Below are 23,188 nucleotides of genomic sequence, written 5' to 3' on the forward strand. Positions count from 1 at the left end.
TTAAAATAAACTAACTCAAAACCTATCTTGTAAATGCATTGGCCATGCCGCCATCCACATTGATAATGTTTCCAGTACTTTTATCCAGTAGGCCAACAAAGGCAAATACCCCATTGGCAATATCTTCTGGATATATAATTTCGTTGAGCAGATTTCTTTTCGCGTAGTGTGCAGGTAGGTCTTCCACTTTTATTCCATGGGCCTTGGCACGTCCTTCGGCCCATTCACCTTCCCATATCTTGCTTCCTACGATCACTCCATCGGGATTTACGGTGTTTACGCGGATTCCTTTGCCTCCAAGTTCTGCCGCCAGTAAACGTACCATGTGCATCTGGGCTGCTTTAGCAGTTCCGTAACCTACATTATTAGGTCCGGAAACCAGTCCATTTTTACTGGCAATGCTAATAATATCCCCGCCCAAATCTTGTTTGTTCATAATATCCACTCCTTGCTTATAGAGCTCGAACTGACCTTTCACCAATACATTCTGGAGCAAGTCCCAATCTTTTTCAGTGGTCTCTTCCAATGGTTTTGATATAGCCAAACCTGCACTGTGGATCACTAAATCCACTCCGCCAAATTCCAGGCAAGCGGACTTGTAAGCTTTCTTGATCGAATCGGAACTGGTTACATCACAAACGGCATAACTTGCCACATCCCTTGGGTAGGTTTCCACAGCTTCTTTTAATCTGTCTTCGGCAATATCAGTTAAAACCACATTGGCTCCTTGCTCTGCAAGCTTATCTGCTATGGCTTTGCCAATACCGCCCCCTGCGCCTGTGACCAATGCCACTTTTCTGGATAACGGCTTTTCCTTCGGCATACGTTGCAACTTAGCCTCTTCCAACAACCAATATTCGATGTCAAAGGCCTCTTGTCTTGGCAAAGAGGTATAGGCAGAAATTGCCTCTGCTCCACGCATCACATTAATAGCGTTGATGTAAAACTCACTTGCTACACGTGTGGTCTGCTTGTTTTTTGAGAAACTGAACATTCCAACACCTGGATAAATAATGATGACCGGATTGGGGTCACGCATGGCAGGACTGTTGTCGTGCTTGCAGTTTTCATAATATGCTGCGTATTCTTTTCTATATTGTTCGAATGCGGGTTCTAATTTTTTGAGAACATCTTCTGTATTGGATAAATCTTCTTCTGGATCCAGGGTCAAAACCAATGGTTGGATTTTTGTCCTTAAGAAGTGATCAGGACAAGAAGTCCCCATTGGGGCTAGTTTCTGCAAATCATTACTGTTGATATACTCCATCACCACATCAGCATCGGTAAAATGACCGATCATACGGTTTTCAGAAGAACACAGTCCACGTAAAAGTGGCATCAACTGGGCCGCTTTTTCTTTTCTTTGGTCTGCAGGCAAGGATTCCACTTTCTGTCCTCCAAAAACTTCACCTTGTTCCTTTATTTTTTTCTCAATGTATTCAGAAGCCATTTCAATGACTTCCAAACTGTTGATATAGCATTCATAAGAAGTGTCTCCCCAAGTAAACAAACCGTGGCTCCCTAAAACAATACCTCTTATACCGGGGTTTTCGTTCAAACATTTTTCCAATTGAAGCCCAAGGTCAAACCCAGGTCGTTGCCATGGTACCCAGCCCATGGTATCTCCCCAAATTTCCTTGGTGACCTTTTCACTGTCCTTCGCGGCCGCAACGGCAATCAACGCATCTGGGTGCAAGTGATCAATATGTTTAAAAGGAAGTAATCCGTGCAATGGGGTGTCGATTGAGGGGGCTCGACTGTCCAAATCATAAATACAGTGGTTGAATAGTCCTACCATCCTATCTTCATCGTGCAATCCTTTGTAGACCTTCTTCAAATTTCTTAATCGTTCGGTATAAAGACCTGCAATTCCTGAACGGGTTAGGGTTCCGATATCACCTCCAGATCCTTTAATCCACATTACTTCAACGTCTTCGTTGGTCAGAGGGTCTTTTTCAATAGTCTTACAACTTGTATTTCCCCCTCCGTAGTTCGTAATCCTTAAATCGGAGCCCAAAATATTGGACCTATATAGGAACAGGGCCACTTGGTCATCACCAAGTTCCAAGGCCTTTTTTTCGTCCCATAGATAATCCACGTGTTTAAAAGTCTTAATCCCCATCAGGTTATTTTTTTTATTATTGTTGTTGGTAAATGTAGTTACCCATTTTCTATTAAGTGTTCTGCACTGTTAAGTAAACCTGTCCTAAAAGTTAGTAAAATGTTGGAATTAATTGACATAAAAGAAGAATCCAAAGTACCCAAGTACAAACAGATAGTAGATTCCATTTTGGCAGCCATCGAAAATGGCAAGATAAAATTGGACGATAGGTTGCCATCGGTGAACGAACTATTGATCGAATTTGATATTTCTCGGGATACTGTGGTAAGGGCATACGATCATCTTAAGAAAAACAAGATCATTGAATCGGTTCCGGGAAAGGGCTATTATGTGAAAAGAGATCAACTGGCTCTAAAGGCCAAGGTTTTTCTGTTGTTCAATAAACTTAGTCCCCATAAAAAAATAATCTATGATGCATTTGCCAAGACCTTGGGCGATAACGCAACCATCGATTTTTTTATCTATGAAAACAATTACAGGCATTTTAAGGAATTGATCCTGTATTCAAAAACAAGGTCCTATACCTATACACATTACGTAGTGATCAGTCACTTTGAAGAAGGTGGGGATGATGTGCTCCGTTTTATAAAAAAGGAGATTCCTTTGGAAAAATTGATCGTGCTGGACAAAAGACTGGATGGATTGCCCAATACCGTGTCCAGTATTTATCAGGATTTTGAGCAAGACATTTATTCGGCCCTCGTAAAATTGAATCCAAAACTTAGAAAGTACAAACAACTCAAATTACTTCTTCGAAAAAAAACATATCATCCGATAGAGATCAAAAAAGGGTTCATTAAGTTCTGTGGGCAATTTGCTTATGAGTTTGGTATTATTGAAGAGATCGAATCCAGTGAAATAGAAAAGGAAACCGTATACATTAACCTTAAGGAGAACGACCTTGTGATTTTAATAAAGAAAATCAAACAATCCAAATATGTATTGGGTAAGGATGTAGGAATTATTTCTTACAATGAAACTCCCTTAAAGGAAGTGCTATTGGATGGTATTACGGTAATTTCCACGGATTTTGAGAATTTAGGAAAAAAGGCAGCGGAAATTGTTTTGAAAAACCAAGCTATTTATACCGAAAATCCGTTTTATGTGATTACTAGAAACTCGCTTTAGGATATATTCTTCAAATTTTACAACGCTAAAAATTATTCCGTATCAGAACAGTACAGAACGGAATAGTTCTCCCCTAACATTATCTTAACATTGTGGTGAATCAATTGCCAAACATGTGATTGTGATTCATTTTTGGCCCAATTTACATGCACAAATGTTGGGTCGATTACACAAATTAATTAACTAAAAACAAACTATGAGGACTAAAAAGACATTATGGTTAGGGGTTCTTTTTATGGCTATCTTCTGTGGCTTTACAGCCAATGCACAACAGCGGATTACTGTAAGCGGAACTGTTACAGATGCAGAAACAGGCCAACCCTTACCTGGGGTTACCGTTGTTGAACAAGGTACTACAAACGGTACAAGTGCAGATTTTGATGGTAATTATTCCATCGATGTTGCTTCAGATGCAGTATTGACCTTTTCTTCCGTGGGTTATGCAGCACAGAACATTCCTGTGAATGGAAGAACACAGATTGATTTAAGTCTTTCTGTGGACAGTCAGCAACTGGATGAGGTTGTAATTGTTGGATATGGTACCCAGACCAGTAGAAAGGTAACAGGTGCTGTTCAACAGATTGACTCAGAGCAACTTGCAGACATACCTGTTCCACAGGTAACACAAAAATTGCAAGGTAGATTGGTTGGTGTACAAATTAACCAAACTACTGGTAAGCCGGGTCAGGGAATTCAAGTAAGAGTTCGTGGACAGGCTTCCATATTGGCAGGTAGTGATCCATTGTATGTGGTTGATGGTTTCCCAATTGTTGGGGATATCAGTTCCATTAACCCGGATGAAATTGAAAGTATCAGTGTTCTTAAGGATGCGGCTTCAACTTCATTATATGGTTCCAGAGCCGCCAACGGTGTTGTGCTTATTACCACTAAATCGGGTAAGACCGAACAGGGAGGCTTTTCCATTAGCTATTATGGTGGTGTTCAAACAGTACCACAAAAGGGACGTCCCGATTTGATGAACGGAACTGAATTTGCCCAGTTTAAAAAAGAATCTTACGAAGATTTGGGTCAACCGGTCCCTGAACCATTTCAAAATCCGGAACAGTACGGAGAAGGTTATAACTGGTACGATGCCATGTTGAGAACCGCTCCTATACAAAGTCTGAACATAAATTGGAACGCTAGAGGCGAAAGATCATCCGTTGCCGTTGTGGCCGGGGTTTTTCAACAGGAAGGGGTAATGATAAACTCAGACTTTAAAAGATATTCCTTAAGGGCCAATTCTAAATTTAAATTAAACGACCAATTGGATTTGGGAATATCTGTAGCACCTACATATACCATAGATAATCTTCCGAGTTCGGATGGTGCCTTCTATGCTACCAACGTAAATGCAGGAATACCTGGGGGCCTTCTTACAAACGCCATGCAAACCTGGCCAATACTTCCCTATCAAAATGAAGATGGAACACTGCCATTAACAGCTTGGATTCCTGGTATTAGTGCGTTCCCAACACCAAACTGGTACAGGGCGGCCAAAGAAATTAAGAATGAAACAAAATCCATGAGGGTTTTGGGTAATGTTTATTTGCAGTACAAGCCAATCGATGGGCTAACTCTAAAAACCTCCATCAACGGGGATTTCGGGAATTCTTCCTTCTTTAACTTTAGCCCATCAACAGTATCTACAACATTTGCTGCTTTGCCTCCGGCGATTGCAACCTCTATCAGAAGAGAAAGCAAATACTTGAGCTGGTTGAATGAAAATACCGTGACCTATGCCAAATCTTTTGGAGATCACAATTTTGAAGTTTTGGGTGGTATTTCCTATCAAAAGTATGAAGCGGATAATACACAATTGTACCTCTCCAATTTCCCGGATGACAGGGTAAGGACGATCCAATCTGCTTTGAATATTGACAGAACCCGTTCTTTCAATAATATCAACGAATGGAGTTTGACATCATATTTTTCTAGGTTAAACTACGATTATAACGGTAAGTACTTGATTACACTGGCACTTAGACGTGATGGTTCGTCAAGGTTTGGTTCCAACAACCGTTGGGGTAACTTCCCTTCAGTTTCTGCTGGTTGGGTGTTCTCCGATGAGGATTTCACTGAAAGCTTGGACTTTATGAGCTTTGGTAAAATTAGAGCGAGTTACGGTATAATCGGTAACAACAATATTGGTAACTACACGCAGTATGCTTTGGTAGACAATTCGTTGAATGCCGTTTTTGGCAATACTATTGCCAGTGGTGCCGGAGTAACAACATTAGGAAACTCTAATTTAGGTTGGGAAAGAACTAAACAGCTGGATATTGGTCTGGATTTGAGGTTCTTTGATAACAGAGTGGAATTTATTTATGACTACTACAAAAAGAACACTACGGATTTATTGTTCAATGTTGACATTCCCCAAGAATCTGGATTCACAAACTTCAACGATAATGTTGGTGAGATTGAATTCTGGGGTCATGAATTTGCTGTGATCAGCAGAAACATTTCCAATGACAACTTTACATGGACTACCAATTTCAATGTAGCTTTTAACAGAAACAAAGTAATTTCTTTGGCGGATGGTGTTGATAGGATTTTTAACCCGGGAGGTGCGTACACAAGTATCACTCGCCCAGGAGAACCACTAGGTCAATTCTGGGGATTGATTCACGATGGTGTTTACGACAACCAAGCGGAGTTTGATGCTTCACCAAGAGCTGTTGAATCTGAAGTGGGAACCGTAAAATTTGTGGATGTAAATGGAGACGGGGTCATCACTTTTGGTAATGAAAACGATGATAGAACCGTAATTGGTAACCCATTCCCAGATTACATCTTTGGTCTTACCAACGACTTTAAATACAAGAATTGGGATGCCAGTATCGTAATCTCCGGTTCTGTAGGTAACGATATTGCAGTTACCAACGACCAAGGTACTACCAACTTGGATGGTGTGTTCAACGTGCTTAGAGATGTGAAGGATCGTTGGAGATCTCCTGAAAACCCTGGTAGCGGAAGATATGGTAAAACCACTGGCGCAACATTTATGGAGCGTGACTGGTTCAGCTCCAGGTTTATAGAAGATGGAAGTTACTTAACTGTGAAAAACATTACCGTTGGTTATAGTTTTCCACTTAGAGAGACATCTTTCCTTAAAAGAGCACGACTTTACGGTTCAATTCAGCAAGCCCTTGTAATTACAGGCTACAGAGGTGTGAACCCGGAAATTAGTACTACTACCCAAGGACAGCAAGCCAATGCACTTGCCCTGGGTTACGATTGGGGTGCATATCCTGTTCCCAGAACATTCACTTTAGGCTTCAATCTATCATTCTAAAAATATTGTCATGAAAAAAATAATAACAATAGTAACATTAATAGCGGCTGGCACGTTTATGTCCTGTAGCGAAGATTTTTTACAGCTTCCTCCGGAGGATTCTTTGAGCCAGACCATTTTCTTTGAAACACAAAGCGATTTTGAACAGGCCATCAATGCAACTTACGCACCGTTGCGTGATTTGCACGAGGTTGGTGCAGCTAACTTCCAAGGAGCATGGGGAATGGGCGAACTTCCATCCGATAACACTTATTACAAGTATAATCCTAATTATAGGGCGGTACAGGATGGAGAGAGTATAGCCGACTTTTACGTAAATGATGGTAATGGTACCATTACAAACAAGTATACTACCAATTACTTGATTATAGCACGTGCAAACCAAATTCTCGCATTGATTGATGAGGTTGAGTTTGATGATAGTGCTGTTAAGGATAATGTTAGGGGGCAAGCCCACTTTCTAAGGGCGTTGGCTTATTTTGATCTAGTTCAATTCTATGGATCAGTTCCCTTGCACTTGGTACCGGTAACAGGTAGAGATGATGCTGCTTTGCCACTTTCTACACCTGATGCAATTTACACGCAAATTTTAAGTGATGTTAACGAGGCTATAGGCTTATTGCCTTCGAAATCAGCTCAAGAAGAGGGTAGGGCCACACGCGGTGCCGCTCAAATGTTATTGGCCAACATTCACATGGTCCAAGGAAACTGGAGTAGTGCTGAATCAGTGCTTACTGCTTTGGTAGGTTCTGGCGAATACGATCTTTTAGGTAATTACGCTGATGTTTTTGATATCAATAATAAAAACAGTGTTGAATCTATATTTGAGGTACAATTCTTGGAAGGTACCGAAGGTTTTGCGAGTTCATTCCAATATGCCTGGTTGCCAATGCCGTTGACTGCCGATCAGGTGGCCGAGATAACAGGCGTTGGTAATTCCCAAGCAGCCAATACGGAAGGGTTTAACATTCCAACACCTGATTTATTGGAAAGCTATGAGGATGGTGATTTGAGAAAAACAGTTTCAATTGACAGTATCGAGGTAGATGGAACCTTCTTCCCGTATATAGATAAATTCTGGACACCGCATTCCACTCCACAGATTACTGGAAGCAACTGGCCAGTGTATAGATATTCAGAAGCCTTGTTGTTCATGGCCGAAGCTGTTAATGAGCAAGGAAGACCTGGTGATGCAGAACAATATTTGAATGCGGTTCGTTCACGTGCAGGACTTACTCCGATTACAGGGGTGGACCAGGCTACAATGCGACAAGCCATTATGGATGAGCGCAGAGTAGAGTTGGCATTTGAAAATAAAAGATGGCCAGATTTGGTAAGAACTGGTATGGCACAGACGGTAATGTCAGCGTTCGGAGATCGTGTTAAGGCCAATCCACAGGAATACTATTTTCCAGAAGGATTTGGACCACCGGCCGCAGCTTTCACTACTATCTACGAAACATTCCCACTACCAGCTAGTGAGGCTTTATTGAATCCAAACTTTTAACCCACTGGTTAATGGAAGAATTGGCAATTGAGTAGGGTTATGTTTAGTTAATCTAACCCGGCATATATATGCCGGGTTAGTTCTATTTTACAAGGAAACCTATTTAGTGCCTTACGTTATCAAAAGAATTTCGGAAAACAGAGCAACCTACCACATTTACATATAAACATCAAACACAGGCTACAATGAAAAAAATACTGTTTCTTTCCTTAATTACCCTTGGTATTCTAGCTTGTGAGAACAAGAATGAAGAAGTTAAGTACAACAAAGAAGAACTACTTTCCAACTTTAAAAATCCGCCCAACGAGGCCAAACCCAGGGTATGGTGGCATTGGATGAACGGAAACGTCACCAAAGATGGAATAAAAAAAGATTTGGAATGGATGGAACGCACCGGTATTGGTGGCTTCCACAATTTTGATGCAGGTTTGGCAACACCTGAAGTCACGGAGAAGAAATTGGTTTTTATGACTCCTGACTGGAAAGAAGCCTTTAAATACACAACCGATCTAGCCATAGACAAAAACATGGAAATGACCATTGCAGGATCTCCAGGATGGAGCGAAACAGGTGGTCCATGGGTGCCTGTGGAAGATGGTATGAAAAAATATGTTTGGACCGAAACACGCGTCCAAGGGGGAAAAGATTTTCAGGGAACACTTCCCCAACCCGCAAACAATATTGGAAATTTTCAAGATGTACCTACCGAATCCGGTGGTGTATTGGGAGGGTTCATAGGGGAGAAACCTACCTTTTATCAAGATGCTCAGGTTTTTGCCTATAGGGTTCCCGAAGATGAGAAAACTTTGCAACAATTAGACCCTGCTGTCAGTTCCTCTGGCGGTAGGTTTACTTTGCAGCAACTATCGGATGGTAATCTACATAAATCTGAATATTTGCCACCGGTAGAAGTCGGGGAAAAGGCCTGGATCCAGTATGAATTTAACGAGCCCCAAACATTCAGGGCATTATCGGTTGTGGGGGCCACTAACGCAGCTTTGAGCGAATTCAATGGCAATCCGGACAATAGGGTTTTGGAAGTGAGTGACAATGGTATTGACTATAAAGAAGTAGTGACACTTCCAGGTTCTACCGTTCCCCAAAATACGGTTGCATTTTCTCCAACTTCGGCAAAATATTGGAGGATGACCTGGGAAACACTGCAACCCTCGGTAAACCCATTTTTCGCAATGATGGGGATTGAAGGTTCAACAGAGCCTGTCGGGGTAGAAGTGGCCGAATTCAAGCTGTTTACCAGTGATCGTATCGATCAATTCGAAGATAAGGCAGGGTTTAGTCCATGGAGGGAGAGTTCGTCAACCTATTTACCCAAGGATGCAAAGGTCTCTGAATCCGAAAATGTAATCGATCTAACCGGGCAAATGGAATCCGATGGTAAATTATCTTGGGAGGTACCCGAAGGTCAGTGGGTTATTGTTAGAATGGGATACTCGCTCACGGGGCGCCAAAACCACCCGGCATCTCCAGAAGCAACCGGCCTTGAGGTGGACAAATTGGATGAGGAAGCCGTTAGAAAATATATCAATCATTATCTGGACCTTTATCAAGATGCCACTGGAGGTCAAATGGGGGAAACCGGTCTGGGTTCCATTATTTTGGACAGTTATGAAGCCGGTTTAATGAACTGGACCCATGATTTTCCGGAAGAATTTGAAAAAAGAAGAGGATACTCCTTGCTCAAATGGCTGCCTGTACTTACTGGAAGGGTAGTAAACAGTGTTGAAGATAGCGAACGCTTTTTATGGGATTTTAGAAAGACCATTGGTGAAATGATCGTAGAAAACCATTACGAAATTATAGGTGAAGAATTGCATAAAAGAGGTATGAAACGCTATACCGAATCCCATGAGGGAAGACGCATCTTTTTAGCCGACGGAATGGATGTGAAACGAAAGTCGGACATCCCCATGAGTGCTATGTGGACCCCTGGTAGTTTTGGCCGCGGACCGGATGAAGAGGTTAGGAGCGAAGCAGATATTAGGGAGTCAGCATCCGTATCACACATCTACGGACAACCATACGTTGCTGCAGAGTCGATGACATCCATTGGAAAATCCTTTGTACATACTCCCGAAAAACTTAAACGTACAGCGGATTTGGAAATGGCTTCCGGCTTAAACCGATTTGTTATCCATACCTCTGTGCACCAACCCCTGGACGACAAAATGCCGGGATTCTCCTTGGGGCCTTTCGGTCAATATTTCACGAGACAGGAAACTTGGTCCGGAGCAGGGGCAAAAGCATGGATTACCTATTTGGCACGCAGTTCCTACATGCTGCAACAAGGAACTGCAGTCGCGGACGCTTTGGTCTATTATGGGGAAAATACCAATTTAACATGGGAATTTAGAGATGAATTACCGGAGATTCCGGGTTATGCCTACGATTTTGTAAATGCTTCAGCGCTCAAGGATGCAATTGCCGTAGAAGATGGAAAACTGATTTCAAAAGGAGGCAGCATTTATCATCTTTTGGTGCTTCATGAAAGCGCCAAGGAAATGACGCTTTCCACGCTCAACAGATTGAATGAATTTGTGCAGGCCGGAGCAAAGGTTGTTGGAACCAAGCCTGAACGGTCACCGAGTTTGACGGATGACCCGGAAAAATTCAAGGCATTGGTGGACCAAATCTGGTCAAGTGATAATGTTTTTGAAGGAGAGCCTAACGAGGTTCTTGAAAACCTGGGAATATTTCCCGATATGAAAGTAGAGGAGTCCCAAGATGAAGTATTGTATGTACACCGAAACTTAGGTGGTTTGGATATGTATTGGGTGGATAGCCGAAGTGATGGTTACAATCAAGCTGAATTAAGCTTCAGGATTGCAGGAAGGGCTCCAAAAATTTGGCATCCACAAACAGGTGAAGTATACGATGTATCTTGGAGGGTAGAGGATGGTCGAACCGTAATACCTTTCGATTTTGCCCCGTGGGAAGCCTTCTTTATTGTTTTTGAAGAGGAAACCAATGAAAACGAGCATGTTGTGCCAAAACCCACAAATACGGAATTGGCAACCGTTGATGGTCCTTGGGAAGTGACTTTTCAAGAAAATAGAGGTGCTCCGTCATCAGCTACTTTCGAAGCCTTGAAATCCTGGACAGAAAACGAAGATGATGGAATCAAATATTTTTCTGGAACCGCAACTTATCTAAATACTTTTAATTTGACTGAAAAACCATCATCTGGTAAAGTTATGCTGGATTTGGGCGAGGTAAGGGATGTAGCAGAAGTAATTATAAATGGTAAAAAAATTGGCACGCTTTGGAAAACACCTTTTACCATCGATATTACAGATGCAGTTCAGGTTGGAGAAAACAACTTGGAAGTAAAAGTGACCAATGTCTGGGCCAACCGATTGATCAGAGATGCACAACCCGAGGTCAAGGAACGAATCACTTATACCACAATGCCTTTTTACCGAGGAAACGAACCACTTTTACCCTCTGGTTTGATGGGAGATGTTAAGATTCTGGAACAGGAATGAGCAGGGTAAAATTATCCTTAGGTATGGATTGTTTTATAAGTTAAAATTGAGAATTTAGCCTTAGAGCTGGGAGAGAAACGAATAACTTACATGAATACAAGAAGAAATTTTATAAAAACAGTTGGAGCGTCATCAACTTTGATGTTCCTTCCAGCTACGATGCTGCCTTTTGGATATAAGGGCTGGGATATTCCTGAAGAATGGATCGAGGCTGAAATCTCGAAAGGAAAAATAAAAGGAATGCGTTCCGCAGGGGTAAATATTTTTAAAGGTATACCCTACGCCGGAAAAGTATCAGGGGATCGAAGGTTTCGTAGACCAGGACCTTTGGAAGCATGGATTGGGGTGCTGGATACCTTTGAATTGGGCCCTCCCGCCATCCAAGCCCCGAGACGGAACGAACCGGCACCGGCAGAAGACTGTCTTTTCCTAAATGTTTGGACACCTGCCAATGATGGAAAGAAACGCCCGGTGATGTTCTACAGCCATGGCGGCGGATTTGTAATAGGTTCTGGAGGTTCAGCCTCGCAGGATGGAGCCAATTTGGCACGAAACTTTGATGTAGTGGTCGTGGAGACCAATCACCGGTTGGGAATGCTCGGGTTCATGTATTTGGACGAGATAGCAGGTCCCGAATATGAAGGTTCCGGAAATATGGGGCTTTTGGACATCACCGAAGGATTGAAATGGGTGAACGAAAACATTCATGTATTTGGAGGGGACCCGGATAATGTGATGATCTTTGGCGAATCTGGCGGTGGGGCAAAAACCTCTTGCCTTTATGCCATGCCCGAAGCATCACCTTACTTTAACAAAGCATCCATAGAAAGTGGCCCTGGAGTACGTATGCTCACCAAGGATATGGCCGCCCAGAACACGGAGTTGGTTCTCAATGAGTTTGGTATCTCCAAAAGCAATTGGAAAAAACTACTGGACGTTCCTACGGATGAAATTTTAAAAGTTCAGGCAAAAATTCCATTTGTGCCACCTTTCCAAGAGAAGAAAAACACAGGAGGTCTAACAGAGCCTGCCGTTGGTGGTTTTGGACCTGTAGTGGATGGAACGGTACTTCCAAACCATCCATTTGACCCAACCGCGCCAAAGATTTCGAAGGATAAGCCGTTAATGGTCGGTTGGAACGAGGACGAGTACACCTTTTTTGCATGGGAAAGAAAGGATACGGAATTTGCTACACTGGATTTTGAAAGTTTAAAAACCAGATTGACACCTCAATTTGGGGAGGATACTTCCAAAATAATCGAAGTATATAGAAAAGCACGCCCTGAGGCATCACCAGCAGATATTTTTGTGGCCGTATCATCCATTGTAATGATGGGTCTGGGCTCCATTGAAATCGCCCAGCGAAAAGCAAAACAGGATGGGGCACCGGTATATTTGTATAATTTTGGTTATAAATCTGAAAAACCGGTACCTGGAACGGATTATCCCATGGGAACACCACATGCCATGGATATCTCATTCAAGTTCAATAATGAACAGCCACCAAAAGATGGAGAACCTGACCGCCCGAGTTTCTTTGGGGGCGGAAGACCTGAGCGCTTTACCGCATCCCACAACATGGCCGCTTATTGGACAGGCTTTGCCAAAACGGGGAAACCACATGCCGAGGATTTGCCAGCATGGCCCGAATACAACTTGAATAGTAAGCCCAGGATGCGAATCGATACGGAGTGTGAGGTTATTGAGGACAGATTTTCACAAGAATTGGCCATGTGGCGTGAAATTGGTCGATTACCCTAAAAATTAAGATTCAACATAAAAATTATAACTAGCATTACACTGACAATATGAAAAACTTACTAGCATTACTGATTTTATTTTCGACCCTGGCCGTATCCGCTCAACGTAGGCCGGATGCCGAACCGGAATGGACCGCAACTTGGATTACGTTGGGAGATGCAGATGCCGAAGCGGCCGGAATGTATCTTTTCCGAAAATCATTCGACCTGGATGCAGTTCCAGCTGGATTCCCGATCCGCATTTCTGCTGATAACCGCTATAAACTTTTTGTTAACGGAACATTGGTTTCCGTAGGCCCAAACTGGGGGGACATCAAACATTGGAATTACCAATCCATGGACATCGCCTCACATCTAAAGCAAGGAGAAAACACCTTGGCAGTAAAAGTCTGGAACGAAGCCGATCTACGTGCGGTGGCACAGTTTTCCTTTAAAACGGCATTGATCGTACAGGGACAGACCGGGTTGGCCAAGGTGGTGGATACTGATAAAAGTTGGAAAGTGACCGAAGATAAAAGTTATACGCCTTTGGAGCAACATATCCGTGGATACTATGCCGCTGGAGCGGGTGATTTTATTGATATGAACAAAGCGGTGACCAACTGGAAGACCCAGGATTTTGATGATAGCTCATGGGAATCTGCAGATACTGTTTTTGAAGCAGTACAACAAGGTTTTGGATTCAGACAGCAAGAAGGGTGGAATTTGGTGCCATCCATATTGCCTGAAATGGAATTGACCGAGGAACGTTTGGTGACCACGAGAAAATCCGAAGGGGTGAAAGTTCCATCTTCTTTTCCCGCGAAGCCTTCAGATATTAAAGTAGATGCAAACTCCCACATCAAAATATTGTTGGACCAGGAACACCTGACCAATGCTTATCTGACCCTTTTGTTCAGTGGTGGAAAAAACAGTGTGATTACACTGCAGTATGCCGAAGGACTTTATGATAGCGAAGGGGCCAAAGGCAATCGCGACATTATCGAAGGAAAGACCATGACCGGAAGAAGGGACAGTATTATTTCCAACGGAATGGACAATCAGGAATATACTTCTTTGACCTACAGGACATATAGATATGTGGAGTTGGATGTAAAGACCAAGAATGAGCCATTGACAATCAATGACATCTATGGTACTTTTACAGGGTATCCGTTCCAAATGAAGGCCAATTTAATGTCCGACAGGGAAGAGCTTTCCGATATGATGGAAATTGGTTGGAGAACGGCCCGTCTGTGCGCAGTGGATACATACATGGACTGTCCTTATTACGAAAGGCTTCAATATGTTGGAGATACCAGAATCCAGCATTTTGTATCCTTTTATAATAGTGGTGATGATCGTTTGATTAAAAATGCCATCAACCTAATCGATTATTCAAGACAGCCCAATGGACATACGTTGAGTAGATATCCGGACAGACAGGATCAAGTGATCCCTACCTATTCCCTATGGTATGTGAGCATGCTGTACGATTACATGATGTATGGAAGCGATGTGGATTTTATTGCTGAAAAATTAATGGGATCCCGCCAAGTATTGAACTACTTTATTACGTATTTGGATGACGATGGCTCCCTAAAGAATGTTCCTGGTTGGAATTACACCGACTGGGTGCCCGAATGGAACTTTGGTATGGCCCCAATGGCGGAGGATGGATCTTCGGCCGCACTAGATCTTCAAATGCTACATGCGCTGCAATCCGGAATTGCTTTGGAAAAGGAATTGGGCAAACCGGAATTCGTTACCCTTTACACCACCATGGCCGATCAGTTGACGGAGACCATCAAAAGAAAGTATTGGGACGAATCCAAACAACTGTTTGCCGATACCCCAGCTAAGGAAAAATATTCCCAACATGCCAATTCGTTGGCCATTTTGGCCAATATCGTGGATGAGGGCACAAAAAAGGCCATTGGTAAATCACTTTTGGAGGACGAATCTTTGGCACCAGCGTCAATTTATTTTAGCTACTACTTACATTTGGCCCTTAACGAGGCAGGTTATGGAAATCAATACTTGGATTGGCTGGACGTTTGGAGAAAGAACATGGAACTTGGCTTGACGACATGGGGAGAGACCTCCCAGGTGGAGACCACGCGTTCCGATTGCCACGCTTGGGGTTCTAGTCCCAATATTGAATTTTTCAGGATTCTTTTGGGGATAGAAAGTGCTTCGCCCAATTTTAAAACCGTTAGGATAGCTCCAAATTTGGGAGACATCAAAAAGATTGGGGGAGAAATGCCACACCCATCTGGAATGATTTCAGTAAATTATGAGAAATCCGGGAAAAAGCTGAAAGCAACCATTACCTTGCCTCAGGGTGTTGAAGGTGAATTTGTTTGGAACGGACAGGTAAATGCATTACAAGCGGGTGAGAATAAAATCAACCTGTAAATAAAAACTCATTTAAACTAAACAATTATGATCGGTACTTCTTTTATCAAAACATATTGGCTGATGGCTTTATTGGTCACAGCGGTATTTACAAAAATGGATGCCCAACAAAACTTTGGTGGTTTGGCATTGTACACGCTAAGGGACAATATGGAATCCGATGTTGAAGCTACGCTTCAGGAAGTTGCGGATGTAGGGTATGGTTATGTGGAGGCTGCCGGATATTCCGAAGGTAAATTTTATGGAATGGAGCCCGCCGACTTCAAAGAATTGTTGAGTTCAAAAGGATTGAAGCCCATCAGTACCCACCAAAGGGTCACGGAAATGGAGGAAACCGATGCCATGGTGGCCGCGGTTAAAGAAGCAGGGTTCAAATACTTTGTAGTGCCTTCACCGCCCAGGAGCTTGGTGGAGGTAGACAGGGAAACCAGAACCATGAAAATGAAAGGAACCTTGGATGATTTTGTTGATTTCCTGACCGAACTTGGAAAAAAATGCGAAATGGAGGGTATTCAGCTTCTGTACCATAATCATGATATGGAATTGAAGCCAGATGAAAATGGCGTAAAACCTTTGGACTATCTTTTGGAACATACCGACCCAAAATATGTAAATTTTCAAATGGACCTGTTCTGGATGACAAGGGCCGATGCCGATCCAGTTGCCTATTTTGAAAAATATCCTGGAAGGTTTAAAAGTTGGCACGTGAAAGATATGGACCAGCAAGATAGATTTGCTCCAGTCGGGAAGGGAAAAATAGATTTTAAAAGAATCTTGGCGAACAAAAACAAGTCGGGGATGCAGTACTTCTTTGTTGAGCAGGACAGGGTTTTTGATGGCCTCAAGCCATTGGAGGCAATAAGAATCAGTCATAAAGGATTACAAAATATTGGTTTCGATAAGATTTTGGAATAAACCAACCGAACAACCTTATTTAAAAGGTGATTTTATATACGCTGGGCTACAATAGGACAACTATTTGGCCCAGCTTTTTTTTGTGCCTTCCCAAATTTTGTTTTGTTATAATTTAAATAGGTCAAAGTGTCGAATGTGAACCCAAAAATGAATTGAGTTAATATGATCATGAATTGAGGCAATTAAGAATTGTTCGGATACCTATCATTGTAAAAAAAGTAACTAAATGATTATAACAACAGAAGAAGACCAAATTAGATTAGGAAACATAGCAGATACGGAATACGAAATCTATGCGCTGCTTAAACAGCGATACAGTCCCAGAATATTTAGAGAAGAGAAATTGAAATCTGGCCACATCAGACAATTATTTGAGGCTGCCCGATGGGCCGCAAGTTCTTTTAACCGACAGCCATGGCGATTTATTTATGCTGAAAAAGGCTCTGAAGCCTATGATAAAATGGTTGATTGTCTGAGCGATTTCAATAAATCCTGGGCCGTTAACGCACCTTTTTTACTATTGACCGCTTACAAAGAGAAAACAGAGGACGGCAAGGAAAATTTCCATGCCCTACACGATCTGGGACTGAGTTTGGGAAATATGACAACACAGGCCCAATATTTGGATATAGCCTTGCACCATATGGCCGGAATTGATTGGAAAAAGGCCCAAAAGGTATTTAATGTTCCAGAAGGGTACCACATAAGCACTGCAATAGCTATAGGCTATTATGGTGGAAACATGGAAGATTTGTCCGAGGATTTACAAGAAAGTGAACTGGCAGAACGAACACGAATGCCACAAAAGGATTTTGCTTTTAAAGGCGAATGGCAACATTAAATGGCCTCCCTTAAAAATCATACTTTAAAGCTCTCGAGATATCAATTTCGGGAGCTTTTCTTTTTGGAAAAACACGGGTGTGATTCAATCTTTAGGACAACGAAAGTAACAAAGAACAGGTTTTTGGCAGAACAGACAAGAACAGTTATTCAGCTGTTATATCTTATTATTGATTGGAATATGTACAATGAAATATTTGGCACCTTTAACCGATTATTCTGGAATCATAAAAAAATAATGTAGATTCTAACGAATAAAAGCACTAACTAAACAAACCAATATGAAATTGAAAAAAGCACTTTTTTTGTTCCTAATTGTTGTAGGAACAAGCTCTTTACACTCACAAAATGAAGTTGTTACAGGAGCGGATGTGGCCGTTACCGATACCGAATCAGGAAAAGTCCGTGGATTTATCCAAAACGGGATATATACGTATAAAGGCATACCCTACGCAATGGCAGAACGTTTTATGCCAGCTAAAAAAGTGGAACCGTGGGAGGGAATAAGAAGTTCTACCATGTACGGTCCTGTAGCACCGTTGATGACACCCACCACTCAAGTCCAAGATGAATCCGAGTTCGTTTTTGATCATGATTGGGGCTATACCAGTGAAGATTGCTTAAGATTGAATGTATGGACCCCTAGCATTGACGATGACAAAAAAAGGCCTGTACTTTTTTGGATTCATGGGGGAGGCTTTACCGCAGGTTCCAGCCAAGAATTGCCATCTTATTATGGAGAAAACCTTAGTAATAAAGGGGATGTGGTAGTGGTTTCCATTAATCATAGATTAAATATCTTGGGCTTTTTGGATCTATCGGCTTATGGTGATAAATATAAAGAAGCTGCCAACAATAGTATGTTGGATATTGTTGCTGCATTGGATTGGGTAAAAGCCAATATTGCCAACTTTGGCGGAGACCCCAACAATGTGACCATTTTTGGTCAATCCGGTGGAGGAGCCAAAGTAAACACCTTAATGGCCATGCCACGGGCAAAAGGATTGTTCCACAAAGCCATCAATCAAAGTGGTTCGTTCAGGGGAAGTTTGTCGAAAAAAGAAACCACTAGAGCGATTGCAGCAGAGGTGTTGAACCAACTTTCGTTGTCCGAAGACCAGGTTGATAGTCTACAAACTGTTCCTTTTGATGAATTGAGCAAGGCAGGATCGGCAGCTCTGGAAGTAGTGGCCGAAAAAATGAGAGAAGAAGGCAACGCACCGGTAGGCTTTGGTCTAAGTTGGGGGCCAAGTATGGATGGCAATGTACTTCCCCACGACTTATTCTCGGACGAAGCGTTTCAACTTTCCAAGGACATCCCTTTAATGGTGGGTACCACCAAAAATGAATTCACCCCGTTTAGGAACGGGCGTTTTTTCAATGCATCCGAAGAAGAGGTGATGGCGCATATCAAGGAAACCTATAAGGATAAGGCAGAAGATTATGTAGCCGCTGTCCAAAAAGCCTATCCAAACGATACAAGACCATCCGACTTACTGGACATCGATGCCACCTTTAGGCCAGGAGCTGTGTTCCAAGCCAATAAAAAGTCACAATTGGCGGATGGTGCATCCGTTTACATGTACATGTTCACATGGCAGTCCCCTGTTTTTGATGGGAAGTACAAGGCACTACATTGCATGGAACTTCCATTTGTATTTGATAATGTAGAAAGGGCCAGACAGATGACAGGTGGCGGATCGGAGGCTCATTTGCTTGCCGATAAAATGAGCAGCGCCTGGATCAATTTTGCCAAAACAGGAAACCCTAATCACGATGACATGCCACAATGGCCTCAGTACGACCCAGAAAACACAGCTACCATGTTCTTTGATACTACCTGCGAGGTGAGACCACAACATGATAAAGAATTCCTCGCTTTGATGGCCGAAAGGTAAATAAGCAGCACATTTAAAAAGTAAACGATGAAATTATTCCCGAAAACAATTACTGTCCTAACCTTGGCAAGCCTTTTTATGGTTAGTTCCTGTGGTTCCCCAAGTACCGAAATACAAAATCTACGGGTATCCTATGCAGAAAAACCTTTGGCCTTAGAAGATGAAAACCCATTGTTCGGTTGGCAAATGAAATCGGATGTTGTGGGGCAGGAACAACAAGCCTATCAAATAAAGGTGATGAAGTCCAATGGAAGCCTGGTTTGGGACAGCGGAAGGGTTGATAGTGGTATATCCAACAATGTTAGGTACGAAGGAGATGCTTTGGAACCCGAAACCGCATACACCTGGAATTTGACCGTTTGGGATGTGGAAGGAAAAACCCATACACAAACATCCAGTTTTGAGACAGGCTTAATGAACCCTAGTTTGGCTGCCTGGGACGGTGCCCAATTTATTGGGACCAACACCTTGACATTGGACGCCACATCGGCATTGCTTTTTGATGTTGAAACCGATGTTCAGATTTTGGAAGGAAACACGGCATCGTTGATCATCGGTGCCAACGACTATAGGTTTAACGATAAATTTCAGAATATCAACAATGTTGAAGGAGAAAACTATCTTAGAGTGGAACTGGATGTTTCTGGAGTGGGAAGTGCTTCCGGGGCAGCTTTGAATATATATCGTGTCGGCTTTGATGCAAGCGATTCCGAGGAAACCCCTTATATGGTGATTTCCAAAGAAAATTATCCTCAGACCAATATCAATGAGTTGATTACATCTGGAAACAAGAATGAAATAAACACACTCGAAATAAAGGTGAATGCGAGCAACATCGTCATTAAGATCAATGGAGAAATGTTGCAGTTGGAGCCCGAAGATCCCAATAACCCCGTACCTCCTCAATTTAGGGAGGTCGGTTTTTCGGTAACAGGTTCCAGTGGTGGAGGTAACTTTCTCACCTATCCACATATTAATTCCGTTGGCTTTGGTGCGGAGCCAGGGAGTAGGGTTGTTTTTAAGGATTATAAAATTTCCAACGCTGGGAAAAGCGACCCGAACAACAATACGGTTTTTGGAAAGGATGCAGGGGCAACCTATTCCATATTTGAAGGGTTTGAAGGTGTTTCCGTCAATCAAGAAAGTAATATAGAAGTAACCAATGATTCGGACCAAACCTTGATTCAATATGCAGATCCGAGTCATGGGTCGGCGGCCATGCTCCGTTCAGAGTTCAATACAGAAAATAAAACTATTGCCAAGGCAAAACTATACGCGACCTCCATGGGCTCCAACGAGGTCTATATAAATGGCGATAGGATAGGGGAGGATTGGTTTGCGCCAGGGGCCACGCAATTCCGTGAAACCTTGGGTTACTATGCCTATGATGTAACCGAACATGTTGATCAGGGAGAGAATGTCATTGGTGCGCTTATTTTCCCTGGATGGTATACAGGTTACATGACGTATACCCCTTCCAATTTTAACTTTTTTGGAGATACGGAAGCATTGTTGGCCAAGTTGGTCATTACCTATGCGGACGGAACCGAACAGACCGTGGTCACCAACACGGATTCATGGAAAATATTTACCGAGGGCCCCGTGGAGTACGGAAGTTTTTTCCAAGGAGAACGCTACAATGCCATCAAGGAAGAACGTATTGCTGTTGATGGTAATGCCAATGGTTGGACCACCACAGCTTACGAAGCCGATGGTTGGGCCCGGGCCGAAGTGGTTGAACCTCGTGAATGGATAGATTTTGAAATCGTTTCCCGGTACGATAGACCCGTTCGCGTAGTGGAACGCTTGCAGGCCAAGGAACTCATGGAAGTTCATAGCACAGACGAAAAAACATATACCTATAATATGGGGGTAAACATGGTCGGGGTGCCTTCAATTACTGTGCCCGAAGGATGGCTTAAAAAAGGGGACACGGTTATTTTAAGGTATGGAGAACAGGTTTATCCAGGTTTGGATGGCGATGAACCCCAATACATCGACATGTATGGTTACGAGAATGGAAAAGGAATTGCGGGAAGAATACTCACCGAGAATTACAGAGCAGCCATGGCAACCGATTTTTATGTTGCCAAGAATGGAGCACAAACCGTTATTCAGCCAAAAACAACTTTTAGGGGATATCAGTACATTCAAATTACATTGCCCGATCATACGGGAGCTTTGCCTTTGGAAAACGTAATTGGTTTATCACTTTCTTCTGACGAATTGCCCACAGGAACTTATGTTGCGACCACTACGGACAAAGAAACAGGGGAATTGGCCAATCAACTCTTCAAAAACATACAGCGTAGTCAATTGGGGAATTTCTTTACGCTCCCTACCGATTGCCCACAACGTAACGAGCGTATGGGGTGGACAGGAGATGCCCAAGCTTATACAAGAACAGGTACCTATAATTCGGACACTTACAATTTTTTCAGGCAATGGATGGTCGCTCTGCGCGATGACCAAGGTGTAGGAAGCGAAACAGAAGCTCCAGGGGGAATTGGTAGTACGGTGCCTACGTACAATATGAAGGACGATACCAGCTTTGCCAATGGAACAACTTGGGCCGCGGCAGTATGTATGGTGCCATGGCAGTTGTATGTTCAGTATGGCGATACCAAGGTTATCGAAGAGAATATGGAAACCATGCGCCTATGGTTGGATGGCATGGACCATTATGATTTCAACGAAGAGTATACCTATTTGTCCTCCAAAACAGATGGGCTTGCGGATTGGTTGGCCATGGATAACAATACGCCGCCAGAATTGGTGAACAATGCCATTTATATTTATATGATGGAGGTTACAGCGATTATGGCCGATGCCATTGGGGAAAACTCCTACGCCAATGAACTTAGAGACAGGCATACTAGGGCAAAGGATGAATGGAACCAATTTTTTGTTGATCCCGAATCGGGAAGGACTAGAAACCTTAATGGTCTTATTGTGCATTCACAAACATCCTATGCAACCCCGCTTAACTTTAATGTGTTCAATGAAGAAAACAGACCCAAAGCAGAAGCTTATTTGGCAGAACTGGTGTCGATGCCATCTTCCAGTAATACAAATGCAGATGGTACCCGAGTGGAATACCCTATGAGAGAAGGACCATTGGGCGGTTTTGGAATGAACAGGGAACAGGTTACCGAGGATTTCTTGCCCTACACCATAACCACAGGTTTTTCGGGAACACCGAATATCCTCCCTTCCTTAAGCAGGGGAGGTAAGGTCGATGAAGCTTATAAATTATTTTCAAGTACCGATTATACCTCTTGGCTTTATCCTGTTACCAAAGGGGCTACCTCTATTTGGGAACGCTGGAATGGATTTACGGCAGCATTTAAGGAGAATAACGAAAATCGAATGAATTCCTTTAACCATTTTGCACTAGGTGCTGTTGGTCAATGGATGTATGAGTTTCAATTGGGTATTACAACGGATCATGAATCGGGAGAAGCTGGATACAAACACTTTGTGTTGCAGCCACAGGTGGCAGGTAAGTTTGAATCCCTATCGGGTAGTTACGAATCCAATTATGGAATCATTCACAGTAGTTGGACATCCGATGGAGAGGGGAATATGACCTCTTACAAAACCACGGTTCCCGCCAATACCAGCGCCACTCTGTATTTGCCAATGGGAGGGGATAACGATTCCTTCCAAGCGATAAAAGGAGTAACGTACACGGGAACAGCGATACGTAATGGAATCGAGGTAGGAGTATACGAATTAAGCTCTGGAACCTTCAATTTCACACTTGCTGATAACACAGTAAAAGTTGAGTAAAAAAGAATTTAAATAAAACCTATACAAT

General features: G+C 42.7%; 11 protein-coding genes. 10 read left to right on the forward strand and 1 reads right to left on the reverse strand.

Annotated features, from left to right (window positions below; all coding sequences use genetic code 11):
• Positions 1 to 22: 22 nt before the first annotated feature.
• A complete protein-coding gene (locus J0654_RS01970) occupies positions 23 to 2,122 on the reverse strand; it encodes a bifunctional aldolase/short-chain dehydrogenase (protein ID WP_207026093.1) in 2,100 nt (699 codons plus the stop codon).
• A gap of 99 nt (positions 2,123 to 2,221) precedes the next feature.
• Between J0654_RS01970 and J0654_RS01975 the strand changes: the two genes are divergently transcribed.
• The 10 genes from J0654_RS01975 to J0654_RS02020 all read left to right on the forward strand — a co-directional run bounded on the left by J0654_RS01975 (position 2,222) and on the right by J0654_RS02020 (position 23,160).
• The gene (locus J0654_RS01975; protein ID WP_207026094.1) at positions 2,222 to 3,250 is read left to right on the forward strand and encodes a GntR family transcriptional regulator; all 1,029 of its coding nucleotides are present in this window, start codon (positions 2,222 to 2,224) and stop codon (positions 3,248 to 3,250) included.
• 196 nt (positions 3,251 to 3,446) lie between these two features.
• The gene (locus J0654_RS01980; RefSeq protein WP_237685863.1) at positions 3,447 to 6,548 is read left to right on the forward strand and encodes a SusC/RagA family TonB-linked outer membrane protein; all 3,102 of its coding nucleotides are present in this window, start codon (positions 3,447 to 3,449) and stop codon (positions 6,546 to 6,548) included.
• A 10-nt stretch (positions 6,549 to 6,558) separates the two neighbouring features.
• Positions 6,559 to 8,055: a RagB/SusD family nutrient uptake outer membrane protein gene (locus J0654_RS01985; protein WP_207026095.1), complete on the forward strand. Its 1,497-nt coding sequence runs from the start codon at positions 6,559 to 6,561 to the stop codon at positions 8,053 to 8,055.
• Positions 8,056 to 8,240: 185 nt separating this feature from the next.
• A complete protein-coding gene (locus J0654_RS01990) occupies positions 8,241 to 11,558 on the forward strand; it encodes a glycosyl hydrolase (protein ID WP_207026096.1) in 3,318 nt (1,105 codons plus the stop codon).
• Between the two features lie 90 nt (positions 11,559 to 11,648).
• Positions 11,649 to 13,319, forward strand: a complete 1,671-nt coding sequence (locus J0654_RS01995; protein ID WP_207026097.1) for a carboxylesterase/lipase family protein — start codon at positions 11,649 to 11,651, stop codon at positions 13,317 to 13,319.
• Positions 13,320 to 13,366: 47 nt separating this feature from the next.
• Positions 13,367 to 15,715, forward strand: a complete 2,349-nt coding sequence (locus tag J0654_RS02000; protein WP_207026098.1) for an alpha-L-rhamnosidase-related protein — start codon at positions 13,367 to 13,369, stop codon at positions 15,713 to 15,715.
• Positions 15,716 to 15,742: 27 nt separating this feature from the next.
• Positions 15,743 to 16,630, forward strand: a complete 888-nt coding sequence (locus J0654_RS02005; RefSeq protein WP_207026099.1) for a sugar phosphate isomerase/epimerase family protein — start codon at positions 15,743 to 15,745, stop codon at positions 16,628 to 16,630.
• A 226-nt stretch (positions 16,631 to 16,856) separates the two neighbouring features.
• Complete coding sequence (locus tag J0654_RS02010) at positions 16,857 to 17,471, forward strand: nitroreductase family protein (protein WP_207026100.1); 615 nt, start codon at positions 16,857 to 16,859, stop codon at positions 17,469 to 17,471.
• Between the two features lie 280 nt (positions 17,472 to 17,751).
• A complete protein-coding gene (locus tag J0654_RS02015; RefSeq protein WP_207026101.1) occupies positions 17,752 to 19,368 on the forward strand; it encodes a carboxylesterase/lipase family protein in 1,617 nt (538 codons plus the stop codon).
• Positions 19,369 to 19,395: 27 nt separating this feature from the next.
• Positions 19,396 to 23,160: a family 78 glycoside hydrolase catalytic domain gene (locus J0654_RS02020; RefSeq protein WP_207026102.1), complete on the forward strand. Its 3,765-nt coding sequence runs from the start codon at positions 19,396 to 19,398 to the stop codon at positions 23,158 to 23,160.
• Positions 23,161 to 23,188 lie beyond the last annotated feature (28 nt).

It is taken from the genome of Flagellimonas profundi, from assembly GCF_017313275.1.
In the GTDB taxonomy this organism is placed as follows: domain Bacteria; phylum Bacteroidota; class Bacteroidia; order Flavobacteriales; family Flavobacteriaceae; genus Flagellimonas; species Flagellimonas profundi.